General features: G+C 44.9%; 1 protein-coding gene. It reads right to left on the bottom strand.

Annotated elements, in window-relative coordinates; translation table 11 throughout:
- Positions 1-386: 386 nt before the first annotated feature.
- Positions 387-1,676: a glutamate-1-semialdehyde 2,1-aminomutase gene (hemL, locus tag M313_RS0116935; RefSeq protein WP_010195825.1), complete on the bottom strand. Its 1,290-nt coding sequence runs from the start codon at positions 1,674-1,676 to the stop codon at positions 387-389.
- Positions 1,677-1,780 lie beyond the last annotated feature (104 nt).

Below are 1,780 nucleotides of genomic sequence, written 5' to 3'. Positions count from 1 at the left end.
CTTTTTGGCTTTTATTCAGGATTTGTTGTTATTGGTTATGTGTTCGCCATTATGGTAGGTGTATGTCGAAGGCGGCTTTGAAGTTGGAGGTTGTTAGTAGATTGTATGATTTTTTGTTTGATTTGATGATAGGTTGTTTGGTCTTGGTGGGATTTTGTTTGGGCGTGTGGGGGTTATGTGTAGAAGTTTTGTTTTAAATGGTAGAAGTGAGGTTGGGAAATGTAGAAAGTGGTTTGGGAAATGTATAAGATCTTCCGGAAATTGTAGAAGTTCACATGGGAAATGTACAACCAGCCGATTTCACCATATCATCACCAAAGTAAAACGTAAAAACCCGCCCTTATGCATTTTAACAATGCATAAGAGCGGGCAGAGAAAACAAATCATTATCCCTTAATCGCGGCAAACGATTTTTCAATCGCATCCAATGTCTTTTCAATATCCTCATCCGTATGAGCTGTGGACAAGAACAATCCTTCAAACTGAGAAGGTGGCAAGAATACTCCATTGTTTGCCATTTCGCGGAAAAACTTCGCGAAATAACCTAAATCCGAAGACTTTGCCACATCATAGTTTACAACTTCCTCACTATTAAAGAAGAAACCAATCATGGAACCTGCACGGTTTACAGAAACAGGGACATCATACTTCTCGCCTAGCGCGACGATCCCCTCTTCCAGGCGATCCGCTTTCTTTCCGAATTCTTTATACGTTTCAGGAGTCAGTTGGGCCAAAGTCTCATATCCAGCTGTCATAGCAAGCGGGTTACCAGACAACGTTCCAGCCTGATAAATCGGTCCGCTTGGAGCAATTTGTGCCATGATTTCTGCTTTTCCGCCGTATGCACCAACAGGTAGACCTCCACCGATTACTTTACCAAGACATGTTAAGTCTGGTGTTACGCCGTAATATCCTTGCGCACAATGGTAATCGACGCGGAAACCAGTCATTACCTCATCAAAGATTAGTACTGCGCCATATTCAGTCGTTACCTCACGCAAGCCTTCCAAGAAACCTGGTTGCGGCGGAACCACTCCCATGTTTCCTGCAACAGGCTCCACAATGACACCGGCGATATCGTCTCCAAATTCCTTGAATGCATAACGGATGCTCTCCAGGTCATTGTAAGGCACAGTAATCGTGTTTTGAGCCACACCCTCAGGAACACCAGGGCTGTCTGGTAAACCAAGTGTAGCGACCCCCGAACCGGCTTTAATCAACAGAGAATCACCATGGCCATGGTAGCAGCCTTCAAACTTGATAATCTTGTTGCGGCCTGTGTACCCACGCGCCAAACGAAGTGCACTCATCGTTGCTTCCGTACCGGAGCTTACCATACGGACTACTTCGATGGATGGTACTCTTTCAATGACAAGTTTTGCAAGTTCGTTTTCAATAAGTGTCGGAGCACCAAAGCTTGTCCCTGATTCTGTTACCTTTTTGATTGCTTCCACTACGCGGTCATTGGAGTGCCCGTGAATTAGTGGTCCCCAGGAAAGGACATAATCTATGTATTCGTTACCGTCTACATCGTATATTTTGGAGCCTTTTCCTCGCTCCATGAAGATTGGGTCCATATCTACTGATTTAAAAGCACGCACTGGGCTGTTCACGCCGCCTGGCATCAGCTTGGATGCTTCTATAAAAGCTTCTTTAGATTTTTCATAACTTCTCATTCTTCTATCATCCTTTCTTTTATCTGAAATGGATTACCTATACCGTTCCTTTACGCTACAGGCACTTGCTTTCCGCGGGCGGTCCGGAAGCCTCCTCGGCTGCG

Source organism: Bacillus sp. m3-13 (assembly GCF_000175075.1).
In the GTDB taxonomy this organism is placed as follows: domain Bacteria; phylum Bacillota; class Bacilli; order Bacillales; family Bacillaceae_I; genus Sutcliffiella_A; species Sutcliffiella_A horikoshii_C.
Note: the sequence above shows the minus strand (reverse complement) of the source record. Positions and strands in the feature narration are given on the sequence as shown.

What these genes read in the sequence shown, in the direction of transcription:
- hemL (WP_010195825.1), bottom strand. Translation starts at nt 1,676, where the DNA reads ATGAGAAGTTATGAAAAATCTAAAGAAGCTTTTATAGAAGCATCCAAG.